The 19,960-nt window shown below is 73.8% G+C and carries 15 protein-coding genes; 10 read left to right on the forward strand and 5 right to left on the reverse strand.

The window, feature by feature from the left end:
• On the reverse strand, window positions 1–731 hold a 731-nt coding region (locus tag ACFXPK_RS14735; protein ID WP_385075258.1), incomplete at its 3' end, for an esterase/lipase family protein.
• A gap of 320 nt (window positions 732–1,051) precedes the next feature.
• On the opposite strand from ACFXPK_RS14735, the gene ACFXPK_RS14740 reads away from it, so the two are divergent.
• Window positions 1,052–1,465 carry a cobalamin B12-binding domain-containing protein gene (locus ACFXPK_RS14740; RefSeq protein ID WP_384998417.1) on the forward strand — a complete coding sequence of 138 codons (414 nt, stop codon included), beginning with the start codon at window positions 1,052–1,054 and terminating at the stop codon, window positions 1,463–1,465.
• 9 nt (window positions 1,466–1,474) lie between these two features.
• Here the strand turns inward: ACFXPK_RS14740 and ACFXPK_RS14745 are convergent, their stop codons facing one another.
• Both ACFXPK_RS14745 and ACFXPK_RS14750 read right to left on the reverse strand, forming a co-directional pair.
• Window positions 1,475–3,259, reverse strand: a complete 1,785-nt coding sequence (locus ACFXPK_RS14745; RefSeq protein WP_385075261.1) for a DUF5691 domain-containing protein — start codon at window positions 3,257–3,259, stop codon at window positions 1,475–1,477.
• Window positions 3,260–3,307: 48 nt separating this feature from the next.
• Window positions 3,308–4,666: an SWIM zinc finger family protein gene (locus ACFXPK_RS14750; protein WP_385007971.1), complete on the reverse strand. Its 1,359-nt coding sequence runs from the start codon at window positions 4,664–4,666 to the stop codon at window positions 3,308–3,310.
• 130 nt (window positions 4,667–4,796) lie between these two features.
• Between ACFXPK_RS14750 and ACFXPK_RS14755 the strand changes: the two genes are divergently transcribed.
• From ACFXPK_RS14755 to sucD, 6 genes are all read left to right on the forward strand, one after another.
• Entirely contained in the window at window positions 4,797–5,255 is a 459-nt protein-coding gene (locus tag ACFXPK_RS14755; RefSeq protein WP_385075264.1) for an MmpS family transport accessory protein, read from the forward strand.
• Window positions 5,256–5,519: 264 nt separating this feature from the next.
• Window positions 5,520–6,644 (forward strand): AAA family ATPase, encoded by a 1,125-nt coding sequence (locus tag ACFXPK_RS14760; RefSeq protein WP_385075267.1) that lies wholly within the window; start codon window positions 5,520–5,522, stop codon window positions 6,642–6,644.
• Entirely contained in the window at window positions 6,641–9,112 is a 2,472-nt protein-coding gene (locus tag ACFXPK_RS14765; protein WP_385075270.1) for a DUF5682 family protein, read from the forward strand. The genes ACFXPK_RS14760 and ACFXPK_RS14765 overlap by 4 nt, the downstream gene beginning before the upstream one ends.
• 8 nt (window positions 9,113–9,120) lie before the next feature.
• Window positions 9,121–10,341, forward strand: coding sequence for a vWA domain-containing protein (locus ACFXPK_RS14770; protein WP_385075284.1), 1,221 nt, complete (start codon window positions 9,121–9,123; stop codon window positions 10,339–10,341).
• A 362-nt stretch (window positions 10,342–10,703) separates the two neighbouring features.
• Window positions 10,704–11,879 carry an ADP-forming succinate--CoA ligase subunit beta gene (gene sucC / locus ACFXPK_RS14775; RefSeq protein WP_385006348.1) on the forward strand — a complete coding sequence of 392 codons (1,176 nt, stop codon included), beginning with the start codon at window positions 10,704–10,706 and terminating at the stop codon, window positions 11,877–11,879.
• 20 nt (window positions 11,880–11,899) lie between these two features.
• Window positions 11,900–12,784: a succinate--CoA ligase subunit alpha gene (sucD, locus tag ACFXPK_RS14780; RefSeq protein WP_385006346.1), complete on the forward strand. Its 885-nt coding sequence runs from the start codon at window positions 11,900–11,902 to the stop codon at window positions 12,782–12,784.
• A gap of 100 nt (window positions 12,785–12,884) precedes the next feature.
• On the opposite strand, the gene ACFXPK_RS14785 is transcribed toward sucD, so the two are convergent.
• Window positions 12,885–14,291, reverse strand: coding sequence for a sigma factor-like helix-turn-helix DNA-binding protein (locus ACFXPK_RS14785; RefSeq protein WP_385075273.1), 1,407 nt, complete (start codon window positions 14,289–14,291; stop codon window positions 12,885–12,887).
• A gap of 116 nt (window positions 14,292–14,407) precedes the next feature.
• Between ACFXPK_RS14785 and ACFXPK_RS14790 the strand changes: the two genes are divergently transcribed.
• Complete coding sequence (locus ACFXPK_RS14790; RefSeq protein WP_385075275.1) at window positions 14,408–16,291, forward strand: DUF6350 family protein; 1,884 nt, start codon at window positions 14,408–14,410, stop codon at window positions 16,289–16,291.
• Between the two features lie 51 nt (window positions 16,292–16,342).
• Here the strand turns inward: ACFXPK_RS14790 and ACFXPK_RS14795 are convergent, their stop codons facing one another.
• Window positions 16,343–17,266, reverse strand: coding sequence for a hypothetical protein (locus tag ACFXPK_RS14795; protein WP_385075278.1), 924 nt, complete (start codon window positions 17,264–17,266; stop codon window positions 16,343–16,345).
• 293 nt (window positions 17,267–17,559) lie between these two features.
• Here ACFXPK_RS14795 and purN point away from each other — a divergent pair, with 293 nt between their 5' ends.
• Window positions 17,560–18,210, forward strand: coding sequence for a phosphoribosylglycinamide formyltransferase (gene purN, locus ACFXPK_RS14800; protein ID WP_385006598.1), 651 nt, complete (start codon window positions 17,560–17,562; stop codon window positions 18,208–18,210).
• A gap of 82 nt (window positions 18,211–18,292) precedes the next feature.
• Window positions 18,293–19,828 (forward strand): bifunctional phosphoribosylaminoimidazolecarboxamide formyltransferase/IMP cyclohydrolase, encoded by a 1,536-nt coding sequence (gene purH, locus ACFXPK_RS14805; RefSeq protein WP_385006606.1) that lies wholly within the window; start codon window positions 18,293–18,295, stop codon window positions 19,826–19,828.
• Window positions 19,829–19,960: the final 132 nt, after the last annotated feature.

The following is a 19,960-nucleotide window of genomic DNA, read 5'->3' on the forward strand; positions in this document are numbered from 1 at the left end:
TCTCCCCCCGGGGGGTGGGCCCCCGCCCCCGTGGGGGGTGGCCGCCCCCCCCACCCACCCCCCCCGGGGGCCCCGCCGGGGGCCCCCCCCCCCCCCAACTCCTCGATGACCGGCGATCCGGGACGCATCTGCCGTACGACCGGGTGTGCGTCGGCCAGCGGCACGGCCGTCGTGCCCTCATGCGGTGTACCCAGCGTGACCAGCGTACGCACCCGTGCGTCACCGCCCATGCGCTGTACGTAATACCGTGCGATCAGGCCGCCCAGACTGTGACCGACGACATCCACCCGGCGGTGGCCGGTGCGCGCGCAGATCTCCTCGATGTGGTGGCCCAGCAACTCGGCGGCCGTACGGATGTCGCAGGTCAGCGGCGAGTAGTTGAGCGAGACCAGATGTCGCCAGCCGTGCCGGGCGAGGGAGCGGCGCAGCAGCACGAAGACGGAGCGGTTGTCCACGAAGCCGTGCAGCAGGACGACCGGCGGGTGCGCGCGGCCCTCGGTGGGCAGCGGGGACGCCTCGGGCGGCAGGGGTGCGGCCCGGCGCTCCTGGACGATTCCGGCCGGGTAGAGGAAGAGATGGCCGGTGAAGATCGCCAGATCGAGCGCGCCCGCCCGCAGTGGCGCGGTGAGGCCCAGGGAAGCGGCGGTCGCCCCCGCCGGGCGTACGCGGTCCAGTTGGCGCAGAAAGGGCGTCAGCAGGGATGAGAGCGGCGCGAACGGCGTGACCTTCATGGGCCGACCTCCGAACGGCATACGGGAGGCGGCTCTGTCCCCCGTATGCCCTCATGGGGCGCCACGGCGACATGCCGGGAGCCGTCGGGTCGTGACGGCTCCGTCCGCGGCTCCCCGTGCGCCCGTTCCGCCCGGACGGTGGGCCGGGTGGTGACGGAACGGCGCAAAGCGAACATGTCCCATGTGTGATTTCCCCCTCTGCGGCCTCCGCGAAACGGCTGGTTGCGGGATGCTGTGGATAACGTTCGTTCACTACTCCGAGCCTTGGCGGGCGCGGGGACCCGTGCCAATGACGGCGCAGTCGGTATGTGGAGGCAGTGATGGGTGTGACAGGTCCGATCCGTGTGGTGGTCGCCAAGCCGGGGCTCGACGGGCATGACCGGGGGGCCAAGGTGATCGCCCGCGCCCTGCGCGACGCGGGGATGGAGGTCATCTACACGGGGCTCCACCAGACGCCGGAGCAGATCGTGGACACCGCGATCCAGGAGGACGCCGACGCGATCGGCCTGTCCATCCTCTCCGGCGCCCACAACACGCTCTTCGCGAAGGTGATCGAACTGCTGGAGGAGCGCGACGCGGCGGACATCAAGGTCTTCGGCGGCGGCATCATCCCGGACGCGGACATCGCCCCGCTGAAGGAGAAGGGTGTCGCGGAGATCTTCACCCCGGGGGCGACGACGACGTCGATCGTCACCTGGGTCAAGGCCAACGTCCGCCAGCCCGCGGGCGCCTGACGGACGGTCCTAGGCTTCCCGGCCGCCGGGTATCGGCTCCCGTACCGGCTCCCGTACCGGCTCCCGTACCGGCTCCCGTACCGGCTCCCGTACCGGCTCCCGCGGTGCCTCCGCCGCCGGTCCCGGGGGCTGCCCGGGGGCCGGCGCCAGTTCTGCGTGCATCAGGGCGCGCAGACGCAGGGTGGACACCAGGCGCTGGAACGCCTCCGACCAGTAGCCGCCCGCGCCGGGTGACCCGTCCTCCGGTTCGTCGGGGGTGGCCGTGAGCAGCTCCAGCCTGCTCACCTCCGCCGGGTCCAGACAGCGTTCCGCGAGACCCATGACGCCGCTGAAGCTCCAGGGGTAGCTGCCCGCGTCCCTGGCGATGTCCAGCGCGTCCACCACCGCCCGGCCGAGCGGCCCCGACCAGGGCACCGCGCACCCGCCGAGCAACTGGAACGCCTCCGGCAGGCCGTGCGCGGCGATGAACGCGGCCACCCAGTCGGACCGTTCCCCCTCGGGCAGGGTGGCGAGCAGCTTCGCGCGCTCGGCGAGCGATGTCGTACCGGGGCCCGCGTCGGGCGGCGCGGTCGGCGACCCCAGCAGTGCGGCCGACCAGCGCGCGTCCCGCTGCCGTACGGCCGCCCGGCACCACGCCGCGTGCAGTTCGTCCGCCCAGCCGTCCAGGACGGGCAGGGCGACGATCTCCTCGGGGGTCCGGCCGCCGAGCCTGGCCGGCCATCCCGACATCGGGGCCGCCTCCACCAACTGACCCAGCCACCAGGACCGTTCGCCCCGGCCGCCGGGCGGCGCGGGGATCACTCCGTCGTGCTGCATGTCCGCGTCGCACTCGTGGGGCGCCTCGACCGAGATGACCTGTCCGCCGCCCGTACGGTCCATGCTGACGCAGGTGGCCGCGCGGGCCGCCATCCGGCCCGCGAGCGCGGAACCGGGCAGCGCCGAGAGCAGTTCGGCCGCGGTGGAGCGCACATTGCGGCTGCGGTCCGACAACGCCTGTTCCAGGAAGGGCTCGTCCGCCGCCGACAGCCCGTCGCGCAGCGAGTCGAGGAACATCAGCCGGTCCTCGGCGCGCTCGGTCGGCCAGGTCGAGGCGAGCAGCGCGCGCGCCGCCTCCGCGTCCCTGGCCCGTACGGCGGTGAGCAGCGCGATCCGCTCGGCGAACAGACCCTCCTCCCAGAGCCGGCGCCTCGCCTCCGCGTCCTCGGCGGCGGGCAGCACGGCGCCGCCGGACCCGCCGCGCAGCGCGAACTTCCACTCCGGATTGAGCCGGGCGAGCCAGAGCCCGCGCGGCCCGGCGAATGCCAGGGCCGGCGGGCGCAGATCGGTCCGCGCGCGGGCCGCGTCCAGCAGTGCGGGCAGCAGCGGCGCCGGTGCGGCGTAGCCGTGCGCGTTGGCCGCGGCGAGCCACTGCGGCAGCAGTTCGGTGAGATCGGGCGCCGCCCCGCGCCGCCCCCCGCCGCTCGTCGGCGCCGCCCGGTCGGCCAGTAGCTGCCCGAGCCGCCGTCGCGCCGCCCCGGGGAGCGGCGCGCGGCCGTCCCGGGGCGCGGCGGCCGGAGGCGCGGCGGCGGGCGCGGGCAGCAGCCCCGCCCTGCGCCGTACGGTGTGCAGCACGGCGGCGTCCAGCAGGGCGACCGGGGCGTCCTTGCCGGGGGTCAGGACCTCCGGGGGCGGGGTACGGCGGTCGGTGCCGAGCAGCGCCGAGGTGACGAGCCCTTCCCAGGAGGACTCCCAGGGCGCGGTGGGTGTGGTCGTCGGGGTGCGGGGCGTGGGCGGTGTGCTGGGCGTGCGTGTCATCGGGATACTCCGTCCGTACGTCGCATCGGGCTCCGGGCGTGGGCGGGTTCAGGTGAGCGGAACCGTCCCCGGTATCTCCGCCGACCAGGCCGTGAGCGGCCGGAAGCCGCGGTGGCCGCACTCACCGAAGACCGTGACCGGGCCGCCGCCGGAGAGCGCGGCCAGCTTCCACAGCCCCGGGTGCCCCAGGGCGACGGGCGCGACCGGCAGCGCGGACCCTCCGTCGGCGTCGGCCAGTTGCCATCCGCCGCCCACCCCGGGGACCGGGATGACATCGCGCAGCGTCACGGGGCAGGCGTCCAGCCAGGGATCGGCGCTCAGCGCCGCGCCGTACGCGTCGATCGCCGCCGCCACGGAGCCGCCGGGGGGCGGTTCCTCCATCGCCACCGGGTCGCCGAACCGCTCGCCCCAGTCCGCCCGTAGCTGTCCGGCGCCGGGGTGCGGAACGATCTCGGCGTCGATCGCCACGCCCACCGGCAGCGCCAGCTCCGGAGCGCGGCCGGCCGCTCCGAAGGAGAGCAGCAGCGCCGGGCGCCCCGAGTCCCGGCCGTGCAACCTGATCCGGCGGGTGACGAGTTTGCCGTCGGAGGTGTCGTACTGCGCGAGGACCAGCCAGTGGTCCCGGACGGGCGGGCCCCCGGCGGGGGCGGGCAGGCCGACGCGGGTACGGACCGTCGTCGCCAGCGGTTCCGGCAGCCGGTCTCGCCCGAGCCACGCCGTGTTCAGCAGATGCAGCAGCGCCGACTCCTCCAGCAGCCGCACCGGCCAGCCGGGGCCCGAGCCCGGTATCGCCCCCAACTCCCGCACCCGGCCCGCGAGCCCCGGTGCCTGCGCGTCGACCATCCGCGCCGCCGTCTCCTCCCACAGTCCGTAACCCGACTGCTCGGCGGAGGCGAGACCGCCGCGCAGCAGGTCCGTCAGCCGCTGCTCCAACTCCGCTGCGCCCGAGGTGATCCGCGCGGCCCGCCGCTCCGCTCTGCGCCGGGCGGCCTCCGGGTCGGCGGTCTTCGCCGCCGCGCTCTCCGCGCTCTCCGCGCGGTCCGTCTGCCGCTTTCTGCGCGTGCCGATCCATTCCCCGGCCCACTCGGGCGGCTCGGCGCCCTCGGCGCGCTCCGCAACGGTCGCTCCGTCCGTCGACCAGAGCAGCAGCAGGCCCAGTGCGTGCTTGCACGGGAACTTCCGGCTCGGGCACGAGCAGTTGCAGGCCGGGCCTGTGGTGTCCACCACCGTCCGGTACGGCCTGCTGCCGCTGCCCTTGCACAGCCCCCACACGGCGCCCGAGGCGTCGCAGCCCGTGTCCGACCACGGCCCGGCCGTGCCGAGCTTGTTGCCCGCTCTGCGTGACGCGTCGTCAGGAGCCAGAGCAAGCACCTGTTCCGACGTCCAGCGCACCCCCGTCTGATTCATGTCCACGACGTTAGGCGCACCCACTGACAATCGCTCCGACCTGCGGATTCGATGGTTCTTGCCGTGCGCCGCGCCGCGTTGTGCACGCTATGCTCGTGCGATTTCCACGCCATATCCCGGGGGATCTCCGATGAATCGCATCGCTCGTACCACGCGTACCGGCCGCACCGTCCGTGCCGCCGTCACGACCCTTGCCGTGACCGGTCTCGCGCTGGGTCTCGGCGCCTGTTCCGAGGCCGCCGAGCGGGTCGACAAGGCCGTGACCGACGAGGTCGACAAGGCCGTCAACGAGAACTACGAGGTCACCTACGAGGTCACGGGCAAGAACATCGACACGATCGACTTCCACGGCGGCGGGGGCGAGGCCATGGAGCCGAAGATCGAGACGGTCGAGAAGCCCACGCTGCCCTGGAAGAAGACGGTGACGCTCCGCGGCATCATGCCGCCCGCCGTCATGCCGGTCGCGCTGGGCGCCGAGGCCGAGGTCACTTGCAAGATCATTTACAAGGGCGAGGTCATCAAGGAGGAGACGGACGCGGGCAGGGCCGCGGCCGGCGGCTGCGTCGCGGTCTCCCCGATCGCCGGGTAACCCCCGCCCGCGGCCGGGCCGTTCAGCCGCCGACCGCCGACCGCCGACCGCCGACCGCCGACCGCCGACCGCCGGCCGCTCGCCTGGTGCCCGGCACCGGGCTGCGGGCGTCGGGCTCCGGGCGGCGGGCGACGCCCGGAGCCGTCGGCCGACTCCGGCCGCGGCGGCCCGCCGTACCGGCTCCGACCTGCGCAGACGGTCGATTGTCAGTGGCGTGGTGCACCGTGGGATCCACAACAGGTCGACCGATCTGGAGGGGGATCCATGACCATGCCCGAAACCACCGCGACCACGCCCGCGGCCGCCGGTGACCAGGCCCTGCGCCCGCACGCGGAAGACGCGTTCGCCCGTGAGCTGGCGGCGCTGGCAGCGGCCGACGACCGGCAGCGCCCCGCCCGCTGGCGGCTCTCGCCCTGGGCCGTGGCCACCTATCTCCTCGGCGGCACGCTCCCCGACGGGACGGTGATCACGCCGAAGTACGTGGGGCCGCGCCGGATCGTCGAGATCGCGGTCACCACGCTCGCCACCGACCGGGCCCTGCTCCTCCTCGGCGTGCCCGGAACCGCCAAGACCTGGGTCTCCGAACACCTCGCCGCGGCCGTCAGCGGCGACTCGACGCTGCTGGTGCAGGGCACGGCCGGCACCCCCGAAGAGGCGATCCGCTACGGCTGGAACTACGCCCAGCTCCTCGCCCACGGCCCCAGCCGCGACGCCCTGGTGCCCAGCCCCGTGATGCGGGCCATGTCCGAGGGCATGACCGCGCGGGTCGAGGAGCTGACCCGTATCCCCGCGGACGTACAGGACTCGCTCATCACGATCCTGTCCGAGAAGACGCTCCCGATCCCCGAGCTGGGCGAGGAGGTCCAGGCGGTCCGCGGTTTCAACCTGATCGCCACGGCCAACGACCGCGACCGGGGGGTCAACGACCTCTCCAGCGCCCTGCGCCGCCGCTTCAACACGGTCGTCCTGCCGCTGCCCGCCACCCCGGAGGCCGAGGTCGACATCGTCTCCCGGCGCGTCGGGGAGATGGGCCGCTCGCTCGATCTGCCGGACGGCCCCGAGGGACTCCACGAGATCCGCCGGGTCGTCACCGTCTTCCGGGAACTGCGCGACGGCGTCACGGCAGACGGCCGTACGAAGCTCAAGTCCCCCTCCGGGACGGTCTCCACGGCCGAGGCGATCTCCGTCGTCACCAACGGACTGGCGCTCGCCGCGCACTTCGGTGACGGGATACTGCGGCCGGGCGACGTGGCGGCCGGGATCCTCGGCGCGGTCGTCCGCGATCCCGCGGCGGACCGGGTGATCTGGCAGGAGTACGTGGAGACGGTCGTCCGCGAGCGCGACGGCTGGAAGGACTTCTACCGCGCCTGCCGCGAGGTGAGCGCGTGACCACCACGACCACGCCGCGCGCGGCGGGGCCGCTGCTGCTCGGGGTCCGGCACCACGGCCCCGGATCCGCGCGGGCGGTACGGAGCGCGCTCGACGCTGCGGCGCCCGGCGCCGTACTGATCGAAGGCCCGCCCGAGGGCGACGCGTTGCTGCCGCTCGCCGCCGACGAGGCGATGCGGCCGCCCGTGGCGCTCCTCGCACACGCCGTGGACGACCCGGGGCGCGCCGCGTTCTGGCCGCTGGCGGAGTTCTCCCCCGAGTGGGTGGCGATCCGCTGGGCGCTCGCGCGCGGCGTGCCGGTGCGGTTCATCGACCTCCCGGCGGCCCACTCGCTGGCGCTCGACGTGGAGCCGGACAGAGAGCCGGAAGCCGCGCCGGCGCGGAGCGAGGGCGGCGCTTCCGAAGGAGACGACTCCGACGGAGACGACCCCGACCGAGGTGACTCCGAGGGCGTGCGGATCGACCCGCTCGCCGTGCTCGCCAGGACCGCCGGGTACGACGACCCCGAGCGCTGGTGGGAGGACGTCGTCGAGCACCGCTCCCCCGGGGAGGCGGACGACCCCTTCGCGCCGTTCGAGGCGCTCGCCGACGCCATGGGCGAGCTGCGCGAGGAGTACGGTCCCGGCGGCCACCGCCGGGACCTCGTCCGCGAGGCCCATATGCGGGTCCAGCTCAGAGCCGCCCGCAAGGAGTTCGGGGACGCGGCGGTCGCCGTCGTCTGCGGAGCCTGGCACGTGCCGGCGCTGCGCGCGAAGACCACGCTCGCCGCCGACCGCGCCCTGCTCAAGGGCCTGCCCAAGGTCAAGGCCGACCTCACCTGGGTGCCCTGGACCCACCGCAGGCTCGCCCGGCACAGCGGTTACGGAGCGGGCATCGACTCGCCCGGCTGGTACGGACATCTCTTCAGCGCGCCCGACCGGCCCGTCGAACGCTGGCTCACCAAGGTCGCCGGGCTGCTGCGGGAGGAGGACCGTGTCGTCTCCTCCGCCCATGTCATCGAGGCGGTACGGCTGGCGCAGACCCTCGCCGTGATGCGCGGCCGGCCACTGGCCGGACTGACCGAGACCGTCGACGCCGTGCAGGCCGTGATGTGCGAGGGGTCCGAGGTGCCGCTCGGTCTCATCCAGGACCGGCTGATCGTCGGCGACGTACTGGGCGAGGTCCCCGACACGGCGCCCGCCGTGCCGCTCCAGCGCGACCTGACCCGGCTCCAGCGCTCCCTGAGGCTCCGACCGGAGGCGTCCGAACGCGAGCTGGACCTCGACCTCCGCAAGGAGACCGACACGGCGAAGAGCACCCTGCTGCACCGGCTGCTGCTGCTGGACATCGGCTGGGGCAGGGCGGTCGCCGGACGGGGGAGCACGGGGACGTTCCGCGAGAGCTGGCGGCTGACCTGGGAGCCCGAGCTGTACGTACGGGTCGCGGAGGCCGGCGTCTGGGGCACGACGGTGCTCGCCGCCGCCACCGCCAGAGCCGAGTCGCGCGCCCTGGCGGCGACCGCGCTCAGCGACATCACGGCCCTCGCCGAGCGCTGTCTGCGGGCCGCGCTGCCCGACGCCCTGCCCGTGGTGATGCGCGCCCTCGCCGACCGCGCCGCGCTCGACGCCGACATCGGCCGGCTCGCCGAGGCCCTGCCCGCGCTCGCCCGCTCGCTGCGGTACGGCGACGTACGGTCCACCGACACCCGCGCGCTCGGTGAGGTCGCGGCCGGCCTCGCGGAGCGGATCTGCGTCGGCCTGCCGCCCGCGTGCGCCGGGCTCGACGCGGACGGCGCCACCGAGATGCGCGGCCATCTCGACAGCGTCCATACGGCGATCGGGCTCCTCACGGCCGGCACCGGGCGTCCCGGCGCGGAGCCCCCCGGCCGTGCGGAGCCCTCCGGCCCTGACGACCACGCCGGAGGGCGGGATCTCGCCGGGCGGTGGGAGGCCGTGCTGGTCAGGCTCGCCGGGCGGGACGGCGTGCCCGGCGGGATCCGGGGCCGGGCCGCCCGGCTGCTGCTGGACGACGGACGGCTCCCGGAGGACGAGGCCGCCCGGCTGATGGGGCTCGCCCTGTCACCGGGCACCCCGCCCGCCGACGCCGCCGCCTGGATCGAGGGTTTCGTCGGCGGCGCGCCCGGCAGAGCGCCGGGAGCCGGATCCGGCGGGGGAATGCTGCTGATCCACGACCAACGCCTCCTCGGCCTGGTCGACGCCTGGCTGACCGGCGTGGCGCCCGAGGCGTTCACCGATGTGCTGCCGTTGCTGCGCCGCACCTTCTCGGCGTACGAACCGGGTGTCCGCCGGACCCTGGGCGAAATGGTCCGGCGCGGACCGGCCGCCCCGGGGCCGACGACGGCCGAGGCCGCCGCGCCGGGCTTCGGCCCCGGGCTCGACCCGGCGCGCGCCGACGCCGTACTCCCGGTGCTCCGGCTGCTGCTGGGCGCCGACCGCGACGAGAACGACCTGGTGGGAGCGGACACATGACCACAGGCATGACCACAGGCACGACGACCGGCAGGACGACGGAAGCGGCGGCCGGCGGCCCGGCCGCCGAGGAGCGGCTGCGGCGCTGGCGGCTGGTGCTCGGCGGGGAGGGCGCCGACGGCACGGGGCGCGCGCTGGCCGGCCGGGACGCGGCGATGGACGGCGCTCTGACCGCGCTCTACGGCGGCCGGGACAGCGGCGGAAACCGGGGCGGCGGGAGCGGCGGACGGTCCGCGGGGCTGGGCGGCTCGGCGCCGTCCGTCGCCCGCTGGCTCGGCGACATCCGTACGTACTTCCCCACCTCCGTCGTCCAGATCATGCAGCGGGACGCCATCGACCGGCTCGGGCTCGCCGCGCTGCTGCTCGAACCGGAGATGCTGGAGGCCGTCGAGGCGGACGTCCATCTCGTCGGCACCCTGCTCTCGCTGAACAAGGCGATGCCGGAGACGACCAAGGAGACCGCGCGCGCCGTGGTCCGCACAGTGGTGAAGGACATCGAGAAGCGGCTCGCCACCCGCACCAGGGCCACCCTGACCGGGGCGCTCGACCGCTCCGCGCGGATCAGCCGGCCGCGCCACCGGGACATCGACTGGGACCGTACGATCCGGGCGAACCTGAAGAACTACCTCCCGGAGCAGGGCACGGTCGTGCCCGAGCGGCTGATCGGGTACGGCAGGGCCGCCCGCTCGGTGAAGAAGGAGGTCGTCCTCTGCATCGACCAGTCCGGGTCGATGGCCGCGTCCGTCGTCTACGCCTCCGTCTTCGGCGCGGTGCTGGCCTCGATGCGCTCCCTCGACACCCGGCTCGTCGTCTTCGACACGGCGGTCGTCGACCTCACCGACCAGCTCGACGACCCCGTGGACGTCCTGTTCGGCACCCAGCTCGGCGGGGGCACCGACATCAACCGCGCGCTCGCCTACTGCCAGTCGCGGATCACCCGCCCCGCCGAGACCGTGGTCGTCCTGATCAGCGACCTCTACGAGGGCGGGATACGGGACGAGATGCTGAAGCGGGTCGCCGCGATGAAGGCGTCCGGCGTGCAGTTCGTCACGCTCCTCGCGCTCTCGGACGAGGGGGCTCCCGCGTACGACCGGGAGCACGCGGCGGCCCTCGCCGAGCTGGGCGCCCCCGCCTTCGCCTGTACGCCCGACCTCTTCCCCGACGTGATGGCCGCGGCGCTGGAGAAGCGCCCCCTGCCGGTGCCGGACCCCGAGCTGCCGCACCCCTGACAGGGAGGCCGGAGGGGAGCCGGAGGGGGCCGGGGGAGGCTGGAGCGGAGGCCGGCCGGACGGTCGAGAGGGAGGTCGGGCGAAGGAAATGTGTACGGACCATCGGTCCGGGTATGCGGGCAGCCGGGCAGGCTGTGACGGGTATCACCGCTCTGTGACAGGTATCACCGCTCATCTGTGATCTGTGATTTAGGGACCCAGCTCCCACGGGGATAACCTGCGAGACGGACATGCCGCGTACCGGACACCGCGTACGCCTTCCTCAGTGACAGCGCAGTCACGTTGCCCTTCGCGGCACGCCCACGCAGACAACGAACCCGCGATCACCAGGCTGCGGTTAAAAGACAAAGGGACGGACACGCGTGGACCTGTTCGAGTACCAGGCGAGGGACCTCTTCGCCAAGCACGGCGTACCGGTGCTGGCCGGTGAAGTCATCGAAACGCCCGAGGACGCCCGCGAGGTGACCGAGCGTCTCGGCGGCAAGGCCGTCGTCAAGGCGCAGGTCAAGGTCGGCGGACGTGGCAAGGCGGGCGGCGTGAAGCTGGCCTCCGACGCGGCCGACGCCGTCGAGAAGGCCGGTCAGATTCTGGGCATGGACATCAAGGGCCACACGGTCCACAAGGTGATGCTGGCCCAGACCGCGGACATCGCGGAGGAGTACTACGTCTCCTTCCTGCTGGACCGCACCAACCGCACCTTCCTCGCGATGGCCTCCGTCGAGGGCGGCGTGGAGATCGAGGTCGTCGCCGAGGAGAACCCCGACGCGCTCGCCAAGATCCCGGTCGACGCCAACGAGGGCTGCACGCCCGAGAAGGCCGCCGAGATCGTCGCCGCCGCCAAGTTCCCGGCCGAGATCGCGGACCAGGTCGCCGACGTTCTGCAGAAGCTGTGGACCGTCTTCATCAAGGAGGACGCCCTCCTTGTCGAGGTCAACCCGCTGATCAAGTCCGGTGACGGCAAGATCATCGCGCTCGACGGCAAGGTCTCGCTCGACGAGAACGCGGACTTCCGCCAGCCGGAGCACGACGCGCTGGAGGACAAGGCCGCGGCCAACCCCCTCGAAGCCGCCGCCAAGGCCAAGAACCTCAACTACGTCAAGCTCGACGGCGAGGTCGGCATCATCGGCAACGGCGCGGGTCTGGTCATGTCGACCCTCGACGTCGTCGCGTACGCCGGTGAGAACCACGGCGGCGTCAAGCCCGCCAACTTCCTCGACATCGGCGGCGGCGCGTCCGCCGAGGTCATGGCGAACGGCCTGGAGATCATCCTCGGCGACCCGGACGTGAAGTCCGTGTTCGTCAACGTCTTCGGTGGCATCACCGCGTGCGACGAGGTCGCCAACGGCATCGTCCAGGCCCTCGAACTGCTCAGGACCAAGGGCGAGGACGTCACGAAGCCGCTGGTCGTGCGGCTCGACGGCAACAACGCGGAGCTGGGTCGCAAGATCCTGTCGGACGCGAACCACCCGCTCGTGCAGCGCGTGGACACCATGGACGGCGCGGCCGACAAGGCCGCCGAGCTGGCCGCGGCCAAGTAAGGGACGAGGGAAACCACACCATGGCTATTTTCCTGACCAAGGAAAGCAAGGTCATCGTCCAAGGCATGACCGGCGCCACCGGCATGAAGCACACCAAGCTCATGCTCGCCGACGGCACCAACATCGTCGGCGGTGTCAACCCGCGCAAGGCCGGTACGTCCGTCGACATCGACGGCACCGACGTGCCCGTCTTCGGTTCCGTGGCCGAGGCCATGGAGAAGACCGGCGCCGACGTCTCCGTCGTCTTCGTGCCGCCGGCCTTCGCCAAGGCGGCCGTCGTCGAGGCGATCGACGCCGGGATCGGCCTGGCCGTCGTGATCACCGAGGGCATCGCGGTCCACGACTCCGCCGCCTTCTGGGCGTACGCGGGCAGCAAGGGCAACAAGACCCGGATCATCGGCCCGAACTGCCCCGGCCTGATCACCCCCGGCCAGTCCAACGCCGGCATCATCCCGGGCGACATCACCAAGCCCGGCCGCATCGGCCTCGTGTCCAAGTCCGGCACGCTGACCTACCAGATGATGTACGAGCTGCGCGACATCGGCTTCTCGTCCGCCGTCGGCATCGGTGGCGACCCGGTCATCGGCACGACGCACATCGACGCGCTCGCCGCGTTCGAGGCCGACCCCGAGACCGACCTCATCGTGATGATCGGCGAGATCGGCGGCGACGCCGAGGAGCGCGCTGCCGACTTCATCGCGAAGAACGTCACCAAGCCGGTCGTCGGCTACGTCGCGGGCTTCACCGCGCCCGAGGGCAAGACCATGGGCCACGCCGGCGCCATCGTCTCCGGCTCCTCCGGCACGGCCCAGGCGAAGAAGGAGGCCCTGGAGGCCGCCGGTGTGAAGGTCGGCAAGACGCCGACCGAGACGGCCGGGCTCGCCCGCGCCATCCTCGCCGGCTGATCCGTCGTCCCCGTACGGACCACCACGCGCGTGGGCCCGCACCCCTGTCCGGGTGCGGGCCCACGCGCGTGTGCGGGACGCCTCCCTCCCGCCCGAGCGCTCAGCGCGCCAGGGGGACGAGCCGGTGCGGTCCGTTCATCGGCGCGGCACGGAGCATGTCGCGCAGCCGCAGGTCCTGCGGGCTGAGCCGCTCGGGACCGCTGGGCACGGGCACGCCGCCGACCCGTTCACCCGGTGACTGGGGCGGGTCGTACTGCCGCGGGGCGGTGGCCAGCGTGAAGCTCGTGGCCCCGATGATCAGCACCGTGAAGGCGATCGCCGCCCGCGTCCAGACCTTGGCCCGCCGCTCACTGCCGTTCCGTACGGTCCGGGCCGAGGCGATCTCCGGAACGCTCACCGCCCGCACGAGCGCCGCCAGCCGCTCGTGCAGCAGATCCGTGTCGGCCAGCTCCGGCACGCGTACGGAGACCGCCTTGCGGGCACGCATCAGCCGGTGCGCCGTGGCCGGGGTGGACGCCTCCGTCTCGGCGGCGGTCTCCGGCAGGTCGAGCCCGAGCCCGTCGTAGAGCAGCAGCGTGCGGCGGTACGACGGCGGGAGGGCGAGCAGCGCCTCGCGCAGCGCCCGGCCGTCGGGGTTCTCCTGCTCGCCGTGGACCGGGTCGGGGCGGCGGTGCGCGCGGCGCAGCCGGTGCCAGGGCGACATCGCGTACTCGTGCGCGGTGGCCCGCACCCAGCCCACCGGGTCCCGGTCGACGGCGACCCGGGGCCAGCTCTCCCACGCGCAGTGGAAGGCGCGCTCGACGGACTCCTGGGAGAGGGCGCGCCGTCCGGTGAGCAGATACGTCTGGCGCACCAGGGCGGGCGCGGTGCACGCGTACAGCGCGTCGAACGCCTGGTCGGGCGTGAGCGAGGCGACGGCCGCGCCGCTGAACGCCACCGGGATCACGCCGGGTTCCACCACGGGCGGGCTGTCGGACCCCGGCGCGGACCCGGACTCCGGCGCGGACTTTGGTACGGACCCGGACCCCGGCGCGGGACCGGGCGCCGGTGCCGAGGCCGGTGCGTGAGCTGGACCTGGACCTGGACCTGGTGCCGCGGTGGTCGCGGTCGCCGTCGGGGGTGCCGGTGCGGCTCTTGTACGGTCCTGGGGTTCGGCCGCGGTGGAACTGTGGAGGTGGCGCGCGGCGGATCGTTCCTGCGCCGCCCGTACCGCCGCTCTCTCGGTGCGCCGCGCCCGTTCCTCCGCCTGCCGCAGTTCGGCCGCGATGCCCGCCAGCAGCTTCGCGTAGACCTCACCCTTGCGTCCGCGCGGTGTCGTACGGCCGGTCTCCCAGGACCGGATCGTCGTGCGGGTGACGCCCACCGCGGTGGCCGCCTGCTTCTCGGTCATCGCCTTCGCCTCGCGCAGCCTGCGCCGTTCCTTGGGGGCGGGGAGCGTCGAACCGGAGTCGCGGACCGGGGAGTCACCGGCGGACTGCGGGATGCTCTGCGTGGTGTTCTGGGTCATGAGGGACTCCCCGCAGCACGGTACTGGGCGAAAAAGCACATAAGCGTATATTGGGCGACATGGCGAGTATTCGCCTGTTACGCAGATAAAGCGCGTGTCGTGGGCAACATGGCTCTGTGACCCAATTGACCGATCGCGGTACACCGTTGTCCTCGGCCTCGGCCGTCGACCGCGGCCGGGCCGCCGCGCTGACCGCCTCTTTCCTCCGCGGCGCCATCGCCGCGGGCCTCGGACTCGGCGCGCTCGCCGTGCTCCTGACGATGATGTGGATCGCCTCGCCGTACCCGGACGGCGGAGCCGGCGCTGCCCTCCATGTGGCGGCAGGGCTCTGGCTGCTGGCCCACGGCATCGAGCTGGTGCGCCCCGAGACACTGTCAGGCGTCCCCGCACCGCTCGGTGTCGTGCCGCTGCTGCTCACGGCGCTGCCGGTGTGGCTCGTCCATCGCGCGGCACGGGACACGCTCGAACCGGAGGAGGGACGTCCGCAACTCACCGCGCTCGGGGCGGTGTCCACGGTGAGCTGCGGATATCTGCTCGTCGGCGGGGCAGCCGCGCTCTACGCGGGAGGCGGGCCGCTCACCGCGCACCCGTTGCGCGCGCTGCTCACCCTCCCCCTCCTGACGGTCCTCTCCGCGACCGCGGGCGCCTGGACGGCGAGCGGGCGTCCACAGGGACCGGTGCCGATGTGGCTGCCCCGTGGCGTCCGTACGGTGCTGGCGCGCACCCGGACGCGGTCGGCCCTGCGCTCCGGCGCGGCGGGCGCCCTGCTGCTGACCGGGGGCGGCGCGCTGCTCGTCGGGGTCTCGCTCGGCTGGCACAGCGCTCCGGCGCACGCCTCCTTCGTACAGCTCGCCGCGGACTGGTCCGGACGGTTCGCCGTGCTGCTGCTGGGGCTGGCGCTGGTCCCCAATGCCGCGATCTGGGGAGCGGCGTACGCACTGGGCCCCGGCTTCGTGCTCGGCACGGGCGCGACGATCACCCCGTTCGGTGTGCTGGGCAGCCCCGCGCTGCCGTCCTTCCCGCTGCTCGCGGCGGTGCCCGAGGGGTCGGGTACGCCGCTGCACTGGGCCGTGGTGGCGGTGCCGGCGATCGTGGGGCCGGCGATCGCCTGGTTCACGCTCCGGGTGGCCGCGCCGCCCTTCTCCGTACGGGAGGAGGCGTGGAGCGCGCGCGACACGGCGTTCGGGACGGCCCTCGGAGGCGTGGTCTGTGCCGTGCTGACGGCGTTCCTGGCGGCGATGGCGGGCGGTCCGCTGGGCAACGGGCGACTGGCCGCCTTCGGCCCGGTGTGGTGGCTGACCGGCGCCGCCACGCTGTTGTGGGCGGTGGCGCTCGGCGTACCGACGGCGCTGCTGCTCCGGACCTGGCGGCTGCGGAAGCGATGGGCGACGACGGACCGGATGAGCCGGGCGGAGCGGCGGTCCGTGCGGAAGGCGGAGAGGGAGGAGAGAAAGGCGGGGAGGAAGGCCGCGGCGGCGCTGGTGGAACCGGATCTTCCGCCGTGGTGGCGGGCGCCGCTGTGGTGGCTGGGGCTGCGCAGCGGTACGGGGGAGGTCGCGCCGCCCGGCGGTCCGGGCGCCGCGGCGCCGGAGGCCGGACCGCACGGCGCCGGGGGAGCGCCCTGGCCGGGGGCCGTACCGCAGGGCGCGGACCTGGACGAGGAGCCGTACGACTTCCTGGCGGCCGACGCCTGGCACGAACGCGGGGCGAGGGAGGCGCGGTGGGCCGCGTTCAAGGAGGCGTCGGGCGGACTGATGGCCGGCTACCCGCCGGCGCCCCCGGCCCCGACCAGCCCGGCCCCGACTCACCCGGCCTCGACTCACCCGGCCCCGACCGGCGCGGCCCCGACCGGCGCGGCCCCGACCGGCGCGGTCTCGTCCGGCCCGGCCTTGTCCGATCCGGTCCGGGCCGATCCGGTCCGGGCCGACCCGGCCGGGCCCGGCCCGTCCGGAGCGAATCAGCACGGGACCGGCCGTACGGAGGAGGGAGGCGCCCCCTGAGCCCCGCTGCTCCCGAGCCCGCTGCTCCCGAGCCCGCTGCTCCCGAGCCTGCTACTCCTTGACGCCGAAGACGGGCTCCAGGGAGCGCGGCAGCAGCTCGTTGCAGGAGAGCTGCCCCGTCTTCGTCAGCGCGTCGTTCACGCACGTGTAGTAGTCGCGGTAGACGAGCTGCACGGTGAAGGTCGTCGCCACGATCGCCAGGGCGAGGCCGGCCGCGACCAGACCGCTCACCGCGGCCGTGGTCAGGGACCTGGTCGCGATCTGACCCGACGGTCCCGACAGCCCCGGCTTCTCGGACCGGTTCGCCGGGACCGGCTGTCCGGCGCCGGGCGCGGCCGTGCCGTCGGACGGCTTCCTGGTCCTGGCCCGCAGCGAGCTGGCGCCCCAGTAGACCGCGAGCGCGCCGAGAAGGAGGGCGATGTCGGGGAGGTCGAACAGCGCGAAGAAGAAGGCCCACATCCCGCCGAGCAGGGCGTAGCGGGCGCGGCGCTGGGCCGGGTCCGTCGGGTCCCAGCGCGGCCCGCCGCCGCGGCCCGTCTCCTGGCCGTCCTGGCCGTTGGACGGCCCGTTCTGCCCGTACGGTCCGTTGCCCTGACCGCCGGAGCGGCTGCCGAAGCCGCCCGAGGAGCGGCCGGGCTGGCGGCTGCTCCACTGGCTGCCCCAGCCACCGCGGCCCGAGCCGCCGTCCTGGCCGTCCTGGTTGCTGTCCTTCTCGGGGTGCCGGGGCTGCCACGGCTGGTCGGGCCTGCCCTCGGGCGGCGGTGCGAACGGATTGTCGTCGGAGGAACCGCCGGAACCGGAGCCGCCGACCCCTGCGCCGTCGGCCCCGGAACCGCCGGAACCGGAACGGTCGGGTCCTGGCTCCTGGGAGCCCGACGAAGGGCCGGTGGAGGAGGACTGGCGTTCTCGCGGCAGCAGCACCGGCCCAGAGGGCGGCGGGAGGTGGAGTGCCGTGCGGCGGCGTCGGTCCTGCATGTGGTGAACGTCTTCCCCTCAGACCCATCACGCCGGGGTCTTGTCCTGTACGGGCCCGTCCCGGAGACGAACCCTGTCCCCAGACGCTACCTCCCGGCCGAGCCCCCGTCCCGTGGGGGCCGCTCGGTGTGCCGGTATCGTTGCTGACGGTCGGCTCCTTCGTAGAGTTCCCCGTATCGGGGAACGTGACTCGTTCGTACGACCCCACAAAGCCGTACGACCGCACCAGGTCGCCGTCCATACAACGCCGCACGCCCCGCGAGGCTGTGCCCGCTCCGAGAAAGGCGCCCGCTGTGGCCTCCCCGCCCTCCGCCCACCGGCCCTCCGCCGCCCCGGCCCGGATCGTGGTCCTGGTCTCCGGATCCGGTACGAATCTGCAGGCCCTGCTCGACGCCATCGGCGACGACCCCGAGGGCTTCGGCGCCCGGATCGTCGCGGTCGGTGCGGACCGGGGCTCCATCGCAGGTCTGGAGCGTGCCGAGCGCGCGGGACTGCCGACCTTCGTGCACCGGGTGAAGGAGTACGCGTCACGCGAGGCGTGGGACACGGCGCTGACCGAGGCGATCGCCGCGTACGAGCCGGACCTCGTGATCTCGGCGGGCTTCATGAAGATCCTGGGGAAGGAGTTCCTGGCCCGCTTCGGCGGCCGGTGCGTCAACACGCATCCCGCGCTGCTCCCCAGTTTTCCCGGTGCCCACGGCGTACGCGACGCGCTCGCCCACGGCGTGAAGGTCACCGGCTGCACGGTCCACTTCGTCGACGACGGTGTCGACACCGGCCCGATCATCGCGCAGGGCGTGGTCGAGGTCCGGGACGAGGACGACGAAGACGCTCTCCATGAGCGCATCAAGGAAGTCGAGCGACGCCTGCTCGTCGAGGCCGTGGGGACACTGGCCCGGCACGGCTATCGCATCGAGGGACGAAAGGTATACGTCGGTGAATAATCAGGGGTCCGCGACGGCCGCAGGGACGAACGCCGCAGGTACGGCCGCCGAGGCAACGCCCGCCGAGGCCACGAAGCGGCCCATCCGCCGCGCACTGGTCAGCGTCTACGACAAGACGGGCCTGGAGGAGCTGGCACGCGGTCTGCACGAGGCGGGCGTCACCCTCGTCTCGACCGGCTCCACCGCCGGGAAGATCGCCGCCGCCGGTGTGCCGGTGACCAAGGTCGAGGAGCTGACCGGCTTCCCCGAGTGCCTGGACGGCCGCGTCAAGACGCTGCACCCGCGCGTCCACGCCGGGATCCTCGCCGACCTGCGCCTCGACTCCCACCGCGAGCAGCTCGCCGAGCTGGGGGTCGAGCCGTTCGACCTGGTCGTCGTGAACCTGTACCCGTTCCGCGAGACGGTCGCCTCCGGCGCCACCCCCGACGAGTGCGTCGAGCAGATCGACATCGGCGGCCCCTCGATGGTCCGCGCCGCCGCCAAGAACCACCCCTCGGTCGCGGTCGTCACCAGCCCCGAGCGGTACGCGGACGTCCTCGGCGCCGTACGCGGCGGCGGCTTCGACCTGACGACCCGCAAGCGGCTCGCGGCGGAGGCGTTCCAGCACACGGCGGCGTACGACGTGGCCGTGGCCTCCTGGTTCGCGGACGACTACGCCGCGGCCGACGACTCCGGCTTCCCGGACTTCCTGGGCTCCACGTACGCGCGGACGAACGTGCTGCGCTACGGCGAGAACCCGCACCAGCCGGCCGCGCTCTACACCACGGGCGAGGGCGGGCTCGCGGAGGCGGAGCAGCTCCACGGCAAGGAGATGTCGTACAACAACTACACGGACACGGACGCCGCGCGCCGTGCCGCGTACGACCACGCCGAGCCCTGTGTCGCGATCATCAAGCACGCCAACCCGTGCGGGATCGCCATCGGCGACGATGTCGCGGAGGCGCACCGCAAGGCGCACGCGTGCGACCCGCTCTCCGCGTTCGGCGGCGTGATCGCGGTCAACCGCCCGGTCTCCGTCGCGATGGCCGAGCAGGTCGCGGAGATCTTCACCGAGGTCATCGTCGCGCCGGGGTACGAGGACGGCGCCGTCGAGGTGCTGGCCCGCAAGAAGAACATCCGTGTGCTGCGCTGTCCCGGGGCCCCGGCCGCCGCGGTGGAGGCCAAGCCGATCGACGGCGGCACGCTGCTCCAGGTCACCGACCGGCTCCAGGCGGACGGCGACGACCCGGCGAACTGGACGCTCGCGACGGGCGAGCCGCTCTCCGAGGCCGAGCTGCGCGAACTCTCCTTCGCGTGGAAGGCGTGCCGCGCGGTCAAGTCCAACGCGATCCTGCTCGCCAGGGGCGGCGCCTCGGTGGGCGTCGGCATGGGCCAGGTCAACCGGGTCGACTCCGCGAAGCTCGCGGTGGAGCGGGCGGGGGAGGAGCGGGCGAGCGGTGCGTACGCCGCGTCCGACGCGTTCTTCCCGTTCCCCGACGGTCTGGAGATCCTGCTGGAGGCCGGTGTCCGGGCCGTGGTGCAGCCGGGCGGCTCGGTCCGCGACGAGCAGACGATCGAGGCGGCGCGGAAGGCGGGCGCGACCATGTACTTCACGGGGACACGCCACTTCTTCCACTGACCGGCGGGCACGGGACGGCGGCCGGTGGTCAGCGGCCACGGGACGGCGGCCGGTGGTCAGCGGCCACTGACCGGCGGCCATCGACCGGGCCGGCCTGACCGGGCCGGCCCGGCCGTGGGGCCCGTACCCCAC

Source organism: Streptomyces sp. NPDC059142, from assembly GCF_042755665.1.
In the GTDB taxonomy this organism is placed as follows: Bacteria; Actinomycetota; Actinomycetes; order Streptomycetales; family Streptomycetaceae; genus Streptomyces.

Excerpts from the sequence above, each read along its gene's own strand:
- ACFXPK_RS14795 (WP_385075278.1), bottom strand. The coding sequence starts at position 17,266 with ATGCAGGACCGACGCCGCCGCACGGCACTCCACCTCCCGCCGCCCTCT.
- ACFXPK_RS14760 (WP_385075267.1), top strand. The coding sequence starts at position 5,520 with ATGACCATGCCCGAAACCACCGCGACCACGCCCGCGGCCGCCGGTGAC.
- ACFXPK_RS14750 (WP_385007971.1), bottom strand. The coding sequence starts at position 4,666 with ATGAATCAGACGGGGGTGCGCTGGACGTCGGAACAGGTGCTTGCTCTG.
- ACFXPK_RS14740 (WP_384998417.1), top strand. The coding sequence starts at position 1,052 with ATGGGTGTGACAGGTCCGATCCGTGTGGTGGTCGCCAAGCCGGGGCTC.
- ACFXPK_RS14770 (WP_385075284.1), top strand. The coding sequence starts at position 9,121 with ATGACCACAGGCACGACGACCGGCAGGACGACGGAAGCGGCGGCCGGC.
- ACFXPK_RS14745 (WP_385075261.1), bottom strand. The coding sequence starts at position 3,259 with ATGACACGCACGCCCAGCACACCGCCCACGCCCCGCACCCCGACGACC.
- ACFXPK_RS14755 (WP_385075264.1), top strand. The coding sequence starts at position 4,797 with ATGAATCGCATCGCTCGTACCACGCGTACCGGCCGCACCGTCCGTGCC.
- ACFXPK_RS14785 (WP_385075273.1), bottom strand. The coding sequence starts at position 14,291 with ATGACCCAGAACACCACGCAGAGCATCCCGCAGTCCGCCGGTGACTCC.
- sucD (WP_385006346.1), top strand. The coding sequence starts at position 11,900 with ATGGCTATTTTCCTGACCAAGGAAAGCAAGGTCATCGTCCAAGGCATG.